Source organism: Mesorhizobium sp. WSM2561 (genome assembly GCF_000513915.1).
Lineage (GTDB): Bacteria > Pseudomonadota > Alphaproteobacteria > Rhizobiales > Rhizobiaceae > Mesorhizobium > Mesorhizobium muleiense.
On sequence record NZ_AZUX01000027.1, the window covers coordinates 52,010 to 68,170 of the forward strand.

The 16,161-nt window shown below is 63.1% G+C and carries 13 protein-coding genes; 5 read left to right on the forward strand and 8 right to left on the reverse strand.

Features of this window, described 5'->3' with window-relative positions:
- Positions 1-19: 19 nt before the first annotated feature.
- From M727_RS0122295 to M727_RS0122325, 7 genes are all read right to left on the reverse strand, one after another.
- The gene (locus M727_RS0122295; protein ID WP_036263034.1) at positions 20-1,492 is read right to left on the reverse strand and encodes an aspartate aminotransferase family protein; all 1,473 of its coding nucleotides are present in this window, start codon (positions 1,490-1,492) and stop codon (positions 20-22) included.
- 23 nt (positions 1,493-1,515) lie between these two features.
- Complete coding sequence (locus M727_RS0122300) at positions 1,516-2,523, reverse strand: NAD(P)-dependent oxidoreductase (RefSeq protein WP_027154511.1); 1,008 nt, start codon at positions 2,521-2,523, stop codon at positions 1,516-1,518.
- A complete protein-coding gene (locus M727_RS0122305) occupies positions 2,520-2,966 on the reverse strand; it encodes an EamA family transporter (RefSeq protein ID WP_027154512.1) in 447 nt (148 codons plus the stop codon). The genes M727_RS0122300 and M727_RS0122305 overlap by 4 nt, the downstream gene beginning before the upstream one ends.
- Positions 2,967-3,086: 120 nt before the next feature.
- Positions 3,087-4,439, reverse strand: a complete 1,353-nt coding sequence (locus M727_RS0122310) for an FAD-binding oxidoreductase (RefSeq protein WP_036263019.1) — start codon at positions 4,437-4,439, stop codon at positions 3,087-3,089.
- Positions 4,440-4,441: 2 nt separating this feature from the next.
- Complete coding sequence (locus M727_RS0122315; RefSeq protein ID WP_027154514.1) at positions 4,442-5,875, reverse strand: UbiA family prenyltransferase; 1,434 nt, start codon at positions 5,873-5,875, stop codon at positions 4,442-4,444.
- A gap of 260 nt (positions 5,876-6,135) precedes the next feature.
- Positions 6,136-6,399 (reverse strand): hypothetical protein, encoded by a 264-nt coding sequence (locus M727_RS0122320; RefSeq protein WP_023798910.1) that lies wholly within the window; start codon positions 6,397-6,399, stop codon positions 6,136-6,138.
- A 184-nt stretch (positions 6,400-6,583) separates the two neighbouring features.
- The gene (locus tag M727_RS0122325; protein ID WP_027154515.1) at positions 6,584-9,073 is read right to left on the reverse strand and encodes a mechanosensitive ion channel family protein; all 2,490 of its coding nucleotides are present in this window, start codon (positions 9,071-9,073) and stop codon (positions 6,584-6,586) included.
- A gap of 216 nt (positions 9,074-9,289) precedes the next feature.
- On the opposite strand from M727_RS0122325, the gene M727_RS0122330 reads away from it, so the two are divergent.
- The 4 genes from M727_RS0122330 to M727_RS0122345 all read left to right on the forward strand — a co-directional run bounded on the left by M727_RS0122330 (position 9,290) and on the right by M727_RS0122345 (position 14,534).
- Positions 9,290-10,549: a sarcosine oxidase subunit beta gene (locus M727_RS0122330; protein ID WP_027154516.1), complete on the forward strand. Its 1,260-nt coding sequence runs from the start codon at positions 9,290-9,292 to the stop codon at positions 10,547-10,549.
- 88 nt (positions 10,550-10,637) lie between these two features.
- Positions 10,638-10,934, forward strand: coding sequence for a sarcosine oxidase subunit delta (locus M727_RS0122335; protein ID WP_027154517.1), 297 nt, complete (start codon positions 10,638-10,640; stop codon positions 10,932-10,934).
- The gene (locus M727_RS0122340; protein ID WP_027154518.1) at positions 10,931-13,954 is read left to right on the forward strand and encodes a sarcosine oxidase subunit alpha; all 3,024 of its coding nucleotides are present in this window, start codon (positions 10,931-10,933) and stop codon (positions 13,952-13,954) included. Before M727_RS0122335 ends, M727_RS0122340 begins: the two co-directional genes overlap by 4 nt.
- Positions 13,947-14,534, forward strand: coding sequence for a sarcosine oxidase subunit gamma (locus tag M727_RS0122345; RefSeq protein WP_027154519.1), 588 nt, complete (start codon positions 13,947-13,949; stop codon positions 14,532-14,534). Before M727_RS0122340 ends, M727_RS0122345 begins: the two co-directional genes overlap by 8 nt.
- Before the next feature lie 22 nt (positions 14,535-14,556).
- Here the strand turns inward: M727_RS0122345 and M727_RS0122350 are convergent, their stop codons facing one another.
- Entirely contained in the window at positions 14,557-15,261 is a 705-nt protein-coding gene (locus M727_RS0122350) for a nitroreductase (RefSeq protein WP_027154520.1), read from the reverse strand.
- A 311-nt stretch (positions 15,262-15,572) separates the two neighbouring features.
- Here M727_RS0122350 and M727_RS0122355 point away from each other — a divergent pair, with 311 nt between their 5' ends.
- Positions 15,573-16,160, forward strand: coding sequence for an XRE family transcriptional regulator (locus M727_RS0122355; RefSeq protein WP_027154521.1), 588 nt, complete (start codon positions 15,573-15,575; stop codon positions 16,158-16,160).
- Position 16,161 lies beyond the last annotated feature (1 nt).

Consider the following 16,161-nt stretch of genomic DNA (forward strand, 5'->3'; position numbering starts at 1 on the left):
TCTCGCTCGGCGCACCTGGCTAACGGACCTGGCTTTTGACGAAATCCTTCACGATCGACACGATGCCGCGCGACAACAGGCTGTCGAGCGCCTCGACGAAGCGGTCGACATGCTCGCGCTGGCAGATCAGCGGCGGTTCGAGACGGATGACGTTGCGGTTGTATTCGGTGAAGGCAACGAGCACATCGTAATCGCGCAGCAGTAAAGCACCAACAAAGCCGGACAAGGACCCCTTCAGCTTGTCGTCAAGCACGCTGACCACAGGCCGCAGCACCATCGGCAAGGTCTGCGAAAAGTCGTGGAATTCCAGCCCGACCATAAGGCCTTTGCCGCGGACCTCCTTGATGATCTTCGGGTATTTTTCCTTCAACGCCTGAAGGTGTTGCAGCAGATAGTCGCCGGTGACCGCGGCGTTGTCGATCAGACCCTCGTCGTAAAGCACGTTGAGCGCCTCGATCGAGGTGACGCAGGCCTCGCCCATGCCGCCGAAAGTGGCCATGGCGTGGATCATCGCCGTCTTCGGCGTGCCATAGGCCTTCATATAGACCTCGCGCCTGGCGATCATCGCGCCGACCGCCGCCTTGCCGCCACCGAGCGACTTTGCCAGCGCCGTGACGTCCGGAACGACGCCGTAGTGCTCGAAGGCATAGAAGCGGCCGGAGCGGCCATAGCCGCACTGCACCTCGTCGGCGACCCACAGAACACCGTATTGGTCGCATAGCGCACGCAGCTTCTGCCAGTATTCGGCAGGCGCCTGGATGATGCCGCCACCGCCCTGGATGGTTTCGAGCACGATGACGCCGACCTCGGGATCGGAGCGGAACGTGCGCTCGACCGCTTCGATGTCGGCGAACGGAATGCGCACGACATTGTCGGCCATCTTGAAGTCGGCGCGATAGAGCGAGCCGTCGGTGATCGCCAGCACGCCCTTGGTCTTGCCGTGGAAGGAATTCTCGGCATAGACGATTTTCGGCCGCTTCGGGCCGGCAGCGCGCTCTGCGAGCTTCACCGCCGCCTCCATGGCTTCCGAGCCGGACGAGCCCAGGAACACCATGTCGAGGTCGCCGGGCGAGCATTTGGCGAGATTGTGCGCCAGCGCTGCCGCGTATTGCGACATGAAGGCGATGGCGATCTCCTGCCGCTTCTCCTCCTGGAACTTTTTGCGCGCCTCGAGAAGGCGCGGATGATTGTGGCCAAAAGCCAGCGAGCCGAAGCCGCCGAAGAAATCCAGGATCTTGCGGCCGTTCTGATCGATGTAGAACATGCCTTCGGCGCGCTCGATCTTGATCTTGTGGAAGCCGAGCAGTTTCATGAAATGCAGCTGGCCGGGGTTGAGATGCGCCTTGAACAGGTCGGTCATGCGCGCGACGTCCATCGACTTGGCCTGCTCGACGCTGATCAGATCGGGCTTGGCGGGGATGGCGGGCGAAAGCGCCGGCACGCTGACCGTGGCGCGCGCAGTCGTGTGGTCTGGCTTGGTCATGACGGTCATCTCAAGAATCTCCTGCTGGCCCTTCACTCGGCGGGCACGTGTTTGGCGGCGACGGCATGGCCGTCTTTCTTGGCGCGATATTCGCTGTAGGCGGCGATCAGCATGTCCTCGTCGCGATATTGCGGCACCCAGCCGAGATGGCGTTCGGCCTTGGACACGTCGAGCACGCAATCCTCGTCGGCGATCAGATACTGCTCCGGATCCATGATCGGCATGTTCAAGAGGTCGAGCAGGTCGAGCGTGCGCTTGACCGCCCAGCCCGGGGTCGGGATCAGGATCGATTTCGAGCCGGCATGCCTGATCAGGTCGCCGAGCAGTTTACGGACCGGCGGCGGATTGAGCGAGCCGAGATTATAGGCCTCATCAGGCACGCCGGCCTTCCACGCGGCGCGCGCCGCCTCGGCGCAATCGAACACCGAGATGAACTGATACGGATTCTTGCCCGAGCCGATCATCGGCACCGGAAGGTTCCAGTCGATCAGCTTGAACAGTTTTTCGAGGATGCCGAGGCGGCCGGGGCCGATGATCAGGCGCGGCCGAAACAGCGAGATCGACATGCCGCGCTTGCGCCATTCGACGGCCAGCTCCTCAGTCTTCTGCTTCGACCATCCATATTCGCCGAGCGGCGCGACAGGGTGCTCCTCGGTCATCGGTTGCGTGACCGTGTGGCCGTAGATCATGTCGGTCGTGTAATGGACGAGCTTGGGCGCGCCGGCTCTGTCCATCGCCTGCATGATGTGCTCGGTGCCGTGGAAATTCACCGGAAAGAAGAATTCGTGGCGCTTGGCGCGCACCTGGATCGGCGATAGCATTTTCGCCGACAGATTGTAGACCATGTCGTCGGCCTTCAGCCCGACCGAAGCGACCGAGGCCGGATCGGTGACGTCGCACCCGACATATAGGACCGAGCGGTAATGCGGCAGGTCGCTTTTGGCGATATCGGCGACGACCACCTCCTCGCCATCGGCCAGAAGTTTCGGGGTAAGGTGGCGGCCGACGAAACCGTCGCCGCCGAAGATCACATGTCTCATCGAACGATCCCACTGTGAATCTTGTCGGACGAAAGGGAGGCCGTTTCCTCGTCATGCCCGCGACCACCCAAATCCCGGCCACTTTGGGCGATCAGCACCGTGCCGACGCAGATGAAAGCGATGCCGGCGATGCGCCAGCCATTGAGGTCTTCGCGGAAGATGAAATAGGCGAAGATCGCAACGGCGACATAGGCGAGACTGAGGAACGGATAGGCGAAGCTGAGCTCTACCTTGGACAGCACATAGAGGTGCGACGCCATCGAGATGACGAAGGTGCACAGGCCGAGGAAAACCCATGGGGTGAAGACGATCTGCAACAGCTTCAGCAACGGATTGGCGCCCTCGAAGGAAATCGAACCGAGTGACATCATGCCCTGCTTCAGCATGAGTTGCGCGGCGGCATTGGTCATGACCGTGAACAGAATGAAGACGATGTATTTCATGTTTTTCCCATCAAGCCTTCCCCGTTCTATTGAAAACTTCCAAACATTTCGTGACGCACAAAAAGTCTTGAGGAAAGCTTGAGTTTTCGACGCATTAACCACGAACTATTCGAATGTTATCTATTCCGCGGCTTCGGCGGTTCCGTGTCGCGCCTCGAGCTTTTTCGCCGTTCGCGCCCAGAAACTCGACATGAAGGCGGGATCGCGGATCGCTTCGAGGCGTTGCCATTCCGGAAAGGAGGTTGCGAAAACGTCGTCGCCCATGCGGGCGTCCTTGTAGGGATTGACCGCCCCACCGGCCTCGACTGTGATTTGGTCGAGTTCCTTCAGCAGCGCCAGCGTCGCCCGGCCACGGTTGGGGAAATCCAGCGTCAACGTGAAACCCGGCCGCGGGAACGACAGCAGTGCCGGCGAGCGGACCCCGCCGAAGCGCTTCAGGACGGTGAGGAACGAGCCCTGCCCGGCCCGTTTTGCCGCCGCAAGCAACGCCGGCACCACTCGGCGCGCGACGTCTTGCGGCATCACGCTCTGGTGCTGGAAAAGCCCATTCGGTCCATAGAGCCGGTTCCAGTTGCCGACGCCGTCGAGCGGAAAGAAGAAACCCTGGTAGCCGACTTGGCGCGGCGCCGTCGACCGGCCTTTTTTCCACCGGTAGGCGGCATTGAAGACAGTCAGGAACGGCCGGTTGAGCACGTTGAACGGCGGCTGGAACGGCACCGAAAGATTTCCACTGGCACGCAAGGCCAGATGGGAGCCATGCTCGGCGTGATTGCCGGTGAACAGCAGCCCGCGGCCGCGACTGTGGCCGCCGGCAAGCTGGTCGATCCAGGCGACGACGTATTCGTTGGCCTGATCGGCCGCTTCCGCAAGTTCGAAGAACTCGCCGAGATCACGGAACGGCGTCACCTTCTCGACGATGTCGAGCGATGACACCCGCATCAGCCGGATCGATGCGGACAGTATCAGCCCAGTCAGCCCCATGCCGCCGATCGTCGCCGCGAACTGGCGTTCATTCTCGGTGGCCGAGCAGTAATGGGCCTGCCCGTCCGATCTGAGCAGCGTCAAGGATTCGACGTGGCAGCCGAAGGTGCCGCGCCGGTGATGGTTCTTGCCGTGAACGTCGTTGGCGATGGCGCCGCCGAGCGTGACGAACTGCGTGCCCGGAACGACGGCGGGAAAGAAGCCGTATGGCGCTGCATGGGCGATGATGTCGGACAGAAGCACGCCGGCCTCGGCCTCGATCACGCCGGTCTCGGCATTGAAGGCGCGGATACTGTTCAGCGGCCGCATATCGATGATCGTGCCGGCCCCATTCTGGCAGGAATCGCCATAGGAGCGGCCGTTGCCGTAGGCGAGCAAAGCGTTTCTTGTCGCCTTGCCGCTCTTCAGCAACGCAACAGCGTCGTCCGCCGGGATCACATTGAGTGCCGGTGGCGTGGCAAGACCGAAGCTCTGGAACCGCTCCTGCCCCACGCCTACCAGCCTCCGACGACCAGAAATACAGCGCCGATGAGCACGACGATCTGGCTGCGCCAGTCGCGGATGATGAAGACGACCGGATCGTCATGCATCTGGTCGCGGCGGGCGAGAATCCAGACGCGCATGGTCAGGTAAAGCACGATCGGCGCCAGCGGCCAGACCAGCCAAGGATGCGGATAAAGTTCGCGCACCGCAGCGCTGTCCATATAGAGCGCCAGCACCAGCGCCGAGGAAAAGGCCGACGCCATGCCCGCCTGGGCGACGATCTCCTGGTCTTCGGTGCGGTAGCCGCGGCCGGCAATGCGCTCGCCGGCCGGAATGGCAGTCGTGCGCAGCTCGACAAACCGCTTCACCAGCGCCAGCGACAGGAAAAAGAAGATCGAGAAGGCCAGCAGCCAGAACGAGACGTCGACGCCGGTCGCCGCGGCGCCAGCCAGAACGCGGATGGTGTAGAGACCGGCCAATATCAGCACGTCGATCAGAAGCATGCGCTTGAACGACAGCGAATAGCCGGTGGTGATGACCATGTAGCCGCCGAGCACGCCGAGGAATTCGATCGGCAGCAGAAGCCCTGCAGCAACGCCTGTTGCGAGCAGCACCATCATTGAACCGAGGCCGAACGGGATCGACAGCGCGCCGCTGGCGAATGGCCGGTTGCGCTTGGTCAGGTGTTTGCGGTCGAGCGCGAGATCGAAGAAATCATTGAGGATGTAGATGGCGGAAGCGACTGCGCTGAACGAGACGAATGCCAGCAGGCATTCCCAGATCATGTCGGCGTTGAAGTATTCGTGCGACAGCACCATCGGCACTGCGATCAGCGAGTTTTTCAGCCACTGATGAACGCGCAGCATCTTGACGATGGTCCTGAATGTCGGTTTCGGCGCCGGCATGATTTCAGCACTGTGCGCGGCCTGCCAGCGCGCGGCATGACGGTCGGGCGCGACGACGATTGCCGTGCGCGCGGCGTCGAATACCCTAAGGTCGTGCCGGCTGTTGCCGGCATAGTCGAAGCCGCCATCGCCATAGGCGGCGACAAGCGAGGCGCGCTTTCTGCCTGACGTCATGTTGTGGGGGCCGTTAGTCGCCAGGACGCGATCGAATATCCCGAGATGTGCGGCGATCGCCTCGGCGAATTTACGCGGCGTCCCGGTCGCCAGCACGATCTTGCGGCCTTCGCCATGTTCGGTGCGAAGGCGCTGAAGCAGCGCCTCGCGGTAGGGCAGCGACGCAGGATCGATGTCGATGCGTTGAGCGATGGCCTGCTTCAACCGCGCCGGCCCGCCGGCGAGCCAGAACGGCACCAGGAAAACATAGAGCGGATTCTTCTTGAGAAGGATGAACAGACCTTCCCACAACAGGTCCGTCGCGATCAGCGTGCCGTCGAGATCGACAGCAAGCGGGATTGCGTTCCTGTCCGACCGCGCATCCATTCATCGTTGCCCTGCCTAAAAGCGCATGATCCCGAAAGCCGACCTTTCGGAAAGGATCAGGCGCCGATCCAAAACCCCATGCTTCGGCGTCTTCGGCCCGATATAGCGGGCAACAGCGCAGCGATCGTTAAAGCGTCCGGCCCGGCCTGGCTTGCGTGACGGTATTTTCCCTTTCATCGTTAAGTTTCGATAACCCGAAACGATCAAAGGCCGGGCATTTGCCCGGCCTTCCAAAAACTAGTCAACGTTTTTTGACGCGGTTACTTGATGCGGGCGACGCCGCCAGAGATTTCGATTGTTTCCGAACCGGTCAGCGCTTCGAGGTCGCCATTCGGCATGGTAACGAAACAGCCGGTCGGGCAGAATTCAGCGGTTTCGCCGGCGGCCAGCGCCAGCTCCGTCTTGCCACCGCCTTCGGTCACGACGAGTGTGCGGGTCTCGGCGTCCTTGTTGGTCGCGCTGGCGGCAAAGGCTGAACCGCCCACGGCAAGAAAAGCGATGGCGGCGACGAGCGACTTCCACATTTGCAATATCGGTGTTGCCACCGCCTCTGTTGCATCTCGCAAGGCATTCTCGCCGTTTGCATGTGAGCTTATATGAGATGCCAGCTGAACGGCAACTGAATGCCGCATTCATGCCGCAATTGCTTTGGCTGCGTCGGAAGCGCAGGTATCAGCCGTTCGCAGGCCGGCTGAATATCAATTTACCCTAATCGGGATCCGGCTTGCGAGTCTTGCGCCCGGATCTGGCCAGGCGTTTCGTCTCGGCCACGGCTTCCGCCTTTGCTTGCTCCTGTTCGGCAAAATCGACTTCGATCTTGTCGTCATCGATCGGCCACGCCTCATGCTTCTTAGTCTCGACGACGGCGCGCGGCGCCGATGGAATTTCGATATGCTGATCGGCGAACTCATCGAGGACGGCAAACCGAATGTCGTTCTGCACGATGTTGCCGTTCATCACGTCGGCCAGGAACACACGGATTTCGAATTCGAGAGCGGCCGCCCCGAAATTGGTGAACAGCACGAAGGGTTCCGGATTTTTCAGCACCAGCGGATGGCCGCGCGCAATCTCCAACAGCACAGCGTGGGCCTGCTTGACGTCGCAGCCGTAGGCGACGCCGACCTTGATGTCGATGCGACCGAGCTTGTTGCGGTGCGTCCAGTTGCCGACGGCATTGTTGATCAGGTTTGAATTGGGCAGGATCACCGACTGGCGCTGGAACGTCTCGATCTCGGTAGCGCGCACGCTGATCTTCTTGACCGTGCCGCTGATCTCACCGGCGACGATCCAGTCGCCGACCTTGAACGGCCGCTCGGCCAAAAGGATCAGGCCGGAGACGAAGTTGGAGACGACATTCTGCAGGCCAAAGCCGATACCGAGCGACAGGGCGCCGGCGACAAGCGCCAGGTTGGAGAGATCGATGCCCGCCGCCGAGACGCCGACGAGGGCTGCGAGCGCGACGCCGGCATAGCCGACCGCCAGCCGGATCGAGTTGCGCACGCCGGTATCGACCTTGCCGCGGGCCATCACCGAGCCGTCGAGCCAGCCCTGGAACCAGCGCGTCAGGAAATAGCCGATGATGAAGACGACGATGCCGGTGAGGATGCCGGTCACCGAGATCGTCACGGAGCCGACGGTGAGGCCCGTCGCCAGCTTGTAGGCCCAGGCCTCGATGTCGCCGGGCTGGAAGCCCCACATCAACAGGATCAGCGGCAGGAACACCAGCACGATCATCAGGTTGATGGCGACGCTGACGACCAGGCCGAGCTGGTCGAGCGCGGACTCCTCATAACTGGAATTGGTCGATAGCCAGCGCCCGATCGACGTGTTGGCAAAGCCACCTTCCTCGCTGATCGCCCGCGCTGACAGGAAGCCGATATAGGCGGTCACCAGAATGGTACCGGTGACCACGACCTGCAGCGAGACGAAGATGGCAAGGCCGATATAGCCGAGCAGCGCCGTGGCAATGGTGAAAAGGCCTAGCGCGACAGCGGTGTAGCGCAGCCACGCCGGCCAGGGGCGCCAGCTTCCGTCGGTGGCCTTGAACGGCTTCAGCAGCGCCATCAGGATCAGGATGATGCCGACGATGACGGTGGCGACAAAACTTCTGGCGATGGTCAGCGACAGCGGCGAGCCCATCGTGTCGTTGACGACCGACAGGAAATAGTTGACGCCGATCACCACCGCCATGGCGGTCGTCAGCCGCACCAGCCAGCGTGCCGGGCCTGATTCAACGGGGATGAGCCGCCAGTTCGGCAGCCGCGGCTCCAACGTCGCATTGGCCAGTCGGTTGACGCAGAACACCACCGCGATGACCCCGACCAGCGCATTCAGGAAAACGCCAATGTCGCCGCGCAACACATTGTAGTAGTTGAAAAAGAACACGGTCGAGACCAGGAAGACGCCGACCGCCAGCGTGGGCAGCAATGTCGACCAGAACGCCACCGACAACCGGCTGAGATAGGACGGATCTTCGACCGACGGGTCCGCTTCGAAGACACGCCCGAACAAACGCCGCCCACCGACAAAAAGCACCGCCGCCAGGGAAAGCGCCGTCAAGGTCGCGGCCAGCACGGCCTGAAACTTGAACTTGAAGACGAAGGTCAGCCACGACGACACTGCCTTGTTGAAGCCGGTAAATTCACCATTGGCATCGGAAATGACCTCAGGGCTCAACGCGTCGGACAGCACGTAGCGCTTGGTGAGCAGGTTGCGAAACAGCTCGCTGCGCATATTGCCGATCTTGGCGATGAGGCCGCTGATGCGGATCGACAGGTTTTGCGCCGCGGCGATGACAGCATTGATCTCGGCCTTTTCGGACGCCAGCGCCTGGCGTTCGCTGGTCACGATGTCGGGTTCGGTCGGCTGGCCCGCGGCCGGCGGCGCCCCGAGCTGATCGAGCCTTGCGTTGATCTCCGAAAGGCGCGGGCGGAAGGCAAGCGCGCTGTCCAGCGCACCTCGCGACATTTCCTCGAGCTGCAGGCGGATGTCGACAAGCCTGGCGTCGTCGTTACCGTCCTCCTGGATTTTCTCTTCGAGATTGTCGGTCCTCGTCGTCAGGTCCTGCAGGATTTTCTGCTGGTCGGCGACCACTCCGGAGGCAGCCTGGTCAAGCCCCTGCGCCGCCGCATCAATCGACAGCGGCGCCGAGGCGACGGTCGCCAGGACCAGTACGAAGCGGAGCAGTCGGAAAAGCATGATCGTTTGGCGACTCACAGGCGGTAAGGCGTTCTAAAGCTTGCCCTTGATAAAGACGCTGATACCGGGGAGCAAGCCGTCCCGCCCTGCCCGCCCTTCGGAGTCGGCCAGTCGAAAAGCGATGGCGCAATATTGGCTTTGCGGCAGCGGCCTGCTCTATAATGTGCCGCATCGCCCAAAACGGCTGACGAAAAGCCAGAACGGACAACAAAAAGAATGGCGGAATATTCGGCCTTCTCGCTTCTCAAAAATGCGCTGACCGGCAACAAGGACTGGAAACCGGCCTGGCGCAAGCCGGACCCGAAGGCGTCCTACGACGTGATCGTCATCGGCGGCGGCGGCCATGGCCTGTCGACCGCCTATTATCTCGCCAAGGAGCACGGCATCACCAACGTGGCAGTGCTGGAAAAGGGCTGGCTCGGCTCCGGCAATGTCGGCCGCAACACGACAGCCGTCCGCTCCAACTACCTGCTGCCTGCCAACACGCGCTTCTACGAACATTCGATGAAGCTGTGGGAGAACCTGTCGCACGACCTCAACTACAACGTCATGTTCTCGCAGCGCGGCTGCCTCAACCTCGCGCACACGCCCGCCCAGCTCGACGATTTTGCCCGCCGCGGCAACGCCATGCGCCATCTCGGCGTCGACGCCGAACTGATGACCACGGCCGAGATCGCGCGCCTGGTGCCGGCGCTGGACGTCTCCGCCACGGCGCGCTTCCCAATCGTCGGCGGGCTGATGCAGCGGCGCGCCGGCACCGCCCGGCACGATGCCGTCGCCTGGGGCTATGCGCGCGGCGCCGACCGCCGTGGCGTCGACATCATCGAGAATTGCGAGGTCACCGGCTTCCTGCGCGACGGCGACCGCATATCGGGCGTCACGACCTCGCGCGGCGAGGTCCGCGCCAGGAAGGTGGCGGTCGCGGTGGCCGGCAGCACCGGGCAGGTCATGCGGCTCGCCGGCATCGATACGATGCCGATCGAGAGCCACGTGCTGCAGGCCTTCGTGACGGAATCGCTGAAGCCGTTCATCAACACGGTCCTGACTTTCGGCATGGGCCATTTCTACATGTCGCAGTCGGACAAGGGCGGCCTTGTCTATGGCGGTGACCTCGACGGCTACAACAGCTACGCCCAGCGCGGCAGTTTGCCTGTTGTCGACGAGGTGATGAGCGAGATGCTGGCGCTGTTTCCGGGTCTCGCCCGGGTTCGCATGCTGCGCTCCTGGGGTGGCGTCTGCGACATGTCGATGGACGGTTCTCCCATCATCACCACCGGCCCGCTGCCGGGCATGTATCTCAACTGCGGCTGGTGCTACGGCGGCTTCAAGGCGACGCCGGCCTCCGGCTGGTGCTTTGCGTGGACCATAGCCAAGGATGAACCGCACGACATCAACGCGCCCTTCACGCTGGATCGCTTCCATCGCGGCCTGGTGATCGACGACAAGGGCCAGGGCGCGACGCCGCGGTTGCATTAGACCATGATCCCGAACCGCAGGTCGGCGTAACAAAGAGTGGAAACCGGTTTTCGGCCAAGATCATGGTCAAACGAGAAGATACAATCGCATGCTGATTACCTGCCCCTATTGCGGCCCGCGCGACGTCATCGAGTTCACCTATCAGGGTGACGGCAACCGCGAGCGCCCTCAGCCTGCCTCGCAGGACCTCGATGCCTGGAACGCCTATGTCTATGACCGATTGAACCCGGCGGGTGACCACACCGAGATCTGGCAGCATTCCGGCGGCTGCCGCGCCCATCTCAGGGTCGTGCGCAACACGCTGACACACGAGATCTCCAGCGTCGCGTTCACGCGCGGCGACCACAAAGTGGCTGCCCGGCACAAGGCGGAGGGCAAGTCATGAGCCCGCGCCGCACCGATGCCGGTGGCCGGATCGACCGGCTGCGAACCATCCGGTTCACCTTCGACGGCGCGCCTTACACCGGCCATGCCGGCGACACGCTTGCCTCAGCGCTGCTGGCCAATGGCGTCACCCTGTTCGGACGCTCGTTCAAATATCACCGTCCTCGCGGGGTGCTGACAGCAGGCGTCGAGGAACCGAACGCCCTAGTGACGGTGTTGCGGGGCGAGGTTCGCGAGCCCAACATCGCCGCGACCATGGTCGAGATCCATGATGGGCTGACCGCCGTCAGCCAGAACCGCTTTCCATCGCTGGCCTGGGATGTCAGCGCCGCCAACCAGCTCGGCGGCAAGCTTCTGTCCGCCGGCTTCTATTACAAGACCTTCATGGGGCCCGCGATCGGCCCGCTGAAGAGCACGCGTTTCTGGATGTTCTGCGAGCATTTCATCCGCCGCGCCGCCGGTCTCGGCCGCGCCGGGACAGCTGCCGACACGGCGCGTTACGAGCGCATGAACGCCTTCTGCGATGTGCTGGTGGTCGGTTCCGGTCCGGCCGGACTGATGGCCGCCAGGGCAGCCGCCGATCAGGGCGCGCGTGTCATCCTCAGCGAACTCGAACCGCATTTCGGCGGCTCGGCCAACTGGTCGGGCGAGACGATCGACGGGATGCCTGGGGCCGACTGGGCAGCGCGAGCCGCCGGCCAGCTCGAAGGCTATGAGAATGTCCGCCTGCTGCCACGCACCACGGTCTGGGGCTATTACGACGGCAACACGCTCGCCGCGCTTGAACGGGTTGCCGACCACAAGGAGAGGCCCGGCAAGGGCGAACCACGCCATCGCTACTGGATCATTCGCGCCAAGTCGGTGGTGCTGGCCACCGGCTCCTTCGAGCGGCCGCTGGTGTTTCCGGGCAACGATCGGCCGGGAGTGATGCTGGCGCATGCCGCCGAGCGCTACGCCAACGAGTACGGCGTGCTGGCGGGCAACAGGATCGCACTGTTCACCAACAATGACAGCGCCTATCGCTCCGCCCTGGCGCTGAAGAAGGCCGGCGCGGCGATTGTCGCGATCGTCGACGTGCGGCCGGAGCTTTCGAGCGAGATGCGCGAGCTCGCCGATGAAGCGGAAGCCAAGATCCTTTTCGGTCACGCCGTGGTCGCCACCGAAGGCGGCAAGGCGCTGTCCGGCGTCAAGGTGCAGCGCTTCGACATGGTCAACGGCGCGCTTGCCGGCGAGGCGCGCAGCATTCAAGCCGACTGCCTGCTGATATCGGGAGGCTGGTCGCCGACCATCCATCTGGCCAGCCAGGCCGGCGCCAAGGCGGAATGGAATGCCGCCCGGCAAGCCTTCCTGCCACCGAAGCCAACCCATCAATGGCCAACACAGCGATGGCCAACCCAGCAATGGATTGGCGCCGGCGCTTTCACCGGCAGCTTTTCCACCGCCGAGGCAATCGCCGAAGGCCGCGCCGCCGGGCTTTCGGCGGCAGGTGGAACAGGTGCGCCAACGGCCCTGCCGGTCGTCGAAGCCGCACCCGGCGGTCCCGACCCGGCGCCGGTGTTCGAGATCAGGGCCAATGGAAAAAGCTTCGTCGATTTCCAGCACGACGTGACCGCGGAGGATGTACGGCTTGCACATCGCGAAGGCTTCGTCTCGGTCGAGCATCTGAAGCGCTACACCACGCTCGGCATGGCGACCGACCAGGGCAAGAGTTCCAACATACCCGGCCTCGCCATCATGGCCGAGGCGCTGGGCAAGCCGATTCCCGAAGTCGGCACGACACGCTTTCGCCCACCTTTTTCGGCCGTGTCGATCGGCTCACTCGCCGCCGAGCGTTTCGGCGACCTGAGGCCCCAACGGTTGACGCCGATGCATGACTGGCACGTCGCCAATGGCGCGACCATGTATTCGGCCGGCCTCTGGTATCGCCCGATGATCTATGCCCATCCCGGCGAGACGATCGAGCAGGCCTATGTGCGCGAAGCCAGGGCGACGCGCGAGAGCGCCGGCATCGTCGATGTCTCGACGCTGGGCAAGATCGCCGTGCAGGGCCCGGACGCGGCGGAATTCCTCGACCAGGTTTACACCAACATGTTCTCGACATTGGCCGTCGGCAAGGCCCGCTACGGGTTGATGCTGCGCGAGGACGGCCTCGCCTTCGACGACGGCACGACGTGGCGGCTCGGCGAACAGGACTTCCTGATGACCACCACGACCGCCAATGCCGGCAAGGTGATGCAGCAACTGGAGTATTTCCTCGACGTCATCTGGCCGGGGCTTAAGGTCCATGTCACCTCGGTGACCGACGAATGGGCGGGTGCGGCGATCGGCGGGCCTAGGGCGAGAGAGATCCTTGCTGCTTGCGTCACCGGCACCGCCGTCGACAACGCAACTCTGCCTTTCATGGGCATCGTGCACGGCAAGATATCAGGCGTCCCGGTGATGATCTGCCGGCTTTCCTTCTCCGGCGAAATGGCCTTCGAAGTCTACTCCGGCGCCGGCTACGGCGCCCATGTCTGGGAAGCCTTGATCGAAGCCGGCAAGCCGTTCGGACTGGTGACTTACGGGCTTGAGGCGCTTGGCACGTTGCGCATCGAGAAAGGCCACGTCACCGGCGCCGAGATCGACGGCCGCACCACCGCACGCGACCTGCATCTCGACTGGATGCTGTCCAGGAAGAAGCCCTTCATCGGCTCGGCGATGATGGATCGCGAGGGCCTGATCGCGCCTGGCCGCCTGGAACTCGTCGGCCTGATTTCGCTGGACAACCAGCCGCTCAACGGCGGCGCCCACATCGTCGAAGCGCTTGACGAAGCCAATCCGCACGATTCCATCGGCCACATCACCGCTTGCTGTTATTCGCCGGCGCTCGGCAAGTACATCGCGCTCGCTCTGGTCAAGGGCGGCAAGGCACGGCGCGGCACGCGCGCCCATATCTCCGATCCCCTCCGCAACCGGTTCGGCCCGGTCGAGATCGTCTCCAACCACTTCTTTGATCCGGACGGGAGCCGCATGCATGGTTGAGCGCCAATCCCCGCTTGAACTGGAGCTGCGCACCGGCTCGCATGGCGATTTCGAACACGGCATCGAGGTCATCCTCTCCGAAACCAGGCCGGGATCGATCCTGCAGCTCGCTGCCTGGCCGGGCCAGGAGAAGGCGTTGATAGCAGGCATTCGCACTGTTACCGGCCTTGCGCTGCCCGATGGCGCCGGCGCCGGCAGCACCGACGGCGTGAGGTCGGTGTTCGGTTTTGCACCGGGAAAATTCACCGTGGTCGACGAGGCCGAGGGCCTGGCATCGGCCTTTGCCAATGTCGTCACCCCGGCGATCGGCACGGTGACCGACCTGTCGCACGGCCGCACCGCGATCCGCATTGCCGGACCGAAGACCGAATGGGTGCTGGCAAAGTTCTTCGCCATCGACTTCGCGCTGCCGGCCTTCCCGGTCGGTGCCGGCCGCTCGACCATGCATCATGACGTCTTCGCCCAGATCCAGCGCACCGGCGCCGACCAGTTCGACATCTATGTATTCCGCTCGTTTGCGCGCGCATTCTGGAAAGCGCTCTGTCACGCCAGCGAGGAAGTCGGCTACGAAGTGCAGTAGACCGGGACGGCGTATCGTCACCTCACGTGGCGAACGTCACCCACTCTTCCAGCGGCGCGCGGTCGGTGCGGAACGCGTTTTCGGGCTTGGATATGTCCTCACGGCCAAGCGCCATGCCGCAGACGACGATCTCCTCGTCGGGAATGTTGAGCACCGGCCTGATCTGCTTGTGATAGGGTGCAAAGGCCGCCTGCGGGCAGGTGTGCAGGCCCCTGCCCCGCGCCGCCACCATGATGTTCTGCAGGAACATCCCGTAATCGATCCACGACCCCTTGTTCAGCCGCCGGTCGACGGTGAAGATCATGCCGACCGGCGCGTCGAAGAAGACGAAGTTGCGGTCGTGCTGGGCGCGCATCCTGTCGACCTCACGCCGGCCGATGCCGAGCACGCTGTAGAGGCCGAAGCCGTTGGCCCGCCGCCGGGTCAGATAGGGCTCGAAGAACTGGTCCGGGTAGTAGCGATACTCGTCCCACTCGGCCTTTTCGGCACGGATACCGGAGTTGAGGATGGCGTCGCTGATCCGTTGCTTGACCTCGCCCTTGGTGACGTAGACGCGCCAGGGCTGCATGTTGGTGCCCGAAGGCGCCCGCGCGGCAACGCCGAGGATGGCGCGGATCGTCTCGTCGTCGACCATGTCGGGCAGGAACGCCCGCACCGAACGGCGCGACGTGATCGCCTCGTCAACGATCGCCGCGCCATCCGTAATCTTTGTCCTGTTTTCCAGCATGGGCGTCCCTTTGCGCGTGCCCGGAAACCGGAATTGATTCCGGAAAGGATACATGCGCCGTCTAGAAATGAGAGAGCACCATTGCGGTCCAATTTGACGCATGGCGCTCTAACGCAAGCCTCGACCGGACGCCCTCACTCGCCGTTCGTGGCCGAGCCTTTGCCTGAACCGTCAAAACGGCGCAAGCAAATCTTGTGGCCTCATGAAAATTATCTTGATTTTTTCACGAACCTGACCCCTGATGAAATTTGCCCTCAATTTTTCACCAAGGGGGAATTTTCACCATAGAGATTTTTACCGAGAAAAAAGCTTTGACCTCAACCGCCGTCAGATCGGAGCAGGAAAACCGCGAACGGCTGCTGGCCGGCGATATCAGGGCGCTGCGCAGGGCGCGCGGGCTGACGCTTGCCGAGACCGGCCTGAAGCTCGGCCGCTCGGTCGGCTGGGTCAGTCAGGTCGAGCGCGGCCTGTCGATACCATCGCTTAGCGATCTCAGGGCCTTCGCGGAACTGTTCGGCGTGCCGGTCAGCCTGTTCTTCAGCCACGACGTGCCCGTCGAGAACGAGCGCGGCGTGGTCGTGCGCGCCGGCAGCCGCCGCACGCTTGGCACAAGCGATTCCGGCCTGGTGGAGGAGCTTCTTTCGCCCGATCTCGGCGGTAGTTTCGAGATGCTGCGTTCGGTCTTCGCGCCGGGTGCTGAACTGAAGACCGAAGCCCGCCGGCCGACGGAGGAAGCCGGATATGTCGCTTCCGGCAGCTTCGACATCGAGATATCAGGCGTCTGGCACCGGCTTGGCGAAGGCGACTCCTTTCGCTTCGACGGCAAGCCGTTCCGCTGGCGCAATCCCGGTGCGGAGCCGGCGGTGGTCATCTGGGTGGTTTCGCCACCTGTCTATTGAA

Bases quoted from the DNA above. Each gene is read 5' to 3' on its own strand.
- M727_RS0122295 (WP_036263034.1), bottom strand. From the start codon at position 1,492: ATGACCGTCATGACCAAGCCAGACCACACGACTGCGCGCGCCACGGTC.
- M727_RS0122300 (WP_027154511.1), bottom strand. From the start codon at position 2,523: ATGAGACATGTGATCTTCGGCGGCGACGGTTTCGTCGGCCGCCACCTT.
- M727_RS0122305 (WP_027154512.1), bottom strand. From the start codon at position 2,966: ATGAAATACATCGTCTTCATTCTGTTCACGGTCATGACCAATGCCGCC.
- M727_RS0122315 (WP_027154514.1), bottom strand. From the start codon at position 5,875: ATGGATGCGCGGTCGGACAGGAACGCAATCCCGCTTGCTGTCGATCTC.
- M727_RS0122320 (WP_023798910.1), bottom strand. From the start codon at position 6,399: ATGTGGAAGTCGCTCGTCGCCGCCATCGCTTTTCTTGCCGTGGGCGGT.
- M727_RS0122325 (WP_027154515.1), bottom strand. From the start codon at position 9,073: ATGCTTTTCCGACTGCTCCGCTTCGTACTGGTCCTGGCGACCGTCGCC.
- M727_RS0122330 (WP_027154516.1), top strand. From the start codon at position 9,290: ATGGCGGAATATTCGGCCTTCTCGCTTCTCAAAAATGCGCTGACCGGC.
- M727_RS0122335 (WP_027154517.1), top strand. From the start codon at position 10,638: ATGCTGATTACCTGCCCCTATTGCGGCCCGCGCGACGTCATCGAGTTC.
- M727_RS0122340 (WP_027154518.1), top strand. From the start codon at position 10,931: ATGAGCCCGCGCCGCACCGATGCCGGTGGCCGGATCGACCGGCTGCGA.
- M727_RS0122345 (WP_027154519.1), top strand. From the start codon at position 13,947: ATGGTTGAGCGCCAATCCCCGCTTGAACTGGAGCTGCGCACCGGCTCG.
- M727_RS0122350 (WP_027154520.1), bottom strand. From the start codon at position 15,261: ATGCTGGAAAACAGGACAAAGATTACGGATGGCGCGGCGATCGTTGAC.